The 364-nt window shown below is 64.0% G+C and carries 1 protein-coding gene; it reads right to left on the bottom strand.

Annotated features, from left to right (window positions below):
- A partial coding sequence (locus GSQ79_RS16140; protein ID WP_210253111.1) for a hypothetical protein occupies positions 1-364 on the bottom strand: 364 nt, incomplete at both ends.

The following is a 364-nucleotide window of genomic DNA, read 5'->3' as shown; positions in this document are numbered from 1 at the left end:
GTGGACGTCAGTCCGTTCATCTGCGTTGCGGTCAGGCCTGCCAGCTGGCTGGTTCCCAAGCTGCGCACTTCGGCCGTGGTAAGAGCATTGAGGGCCGCAGTCCCCAAAGCGCTGACCTGAGTGGAGCTGAGTTCCGTGAGCTGGGCGGTCGACAGAGCCGTCAACGTGCTGCTGGTCAGTGCCGTCGCCGAGAGTTCAGCGACCTGAGCCGAGCCAAGGGACTGCAGGCTTGCGGTTCCAAGGTTGGTCAGGGTTGCCGACGTCAGGCTGCCCAGCTGGGTCTTGCCAAACGCCTTGAGCTGATCGGTCGAGAGCGCCTGCAGCGTCGTGGACGTCAGTCCGTTCATCTGCGTTGCGGTCAGGC

Origin of the sequence: Beijerinckia sp. L45, from assembly GCF_009765775.1 — a bacterium.
In the GTDB taxonomy this organism is placed as follows: domain Bacteria; phylum Pseudomonadota; class Alphaproteobacteria; order Rhizobiales; family Beijerinckiaceae; genus RH-AL1.
Note: the sequence above shows the minus strand (reverse complement) of the source record. Positions and strands in the feature narration are given on the sequence as shown.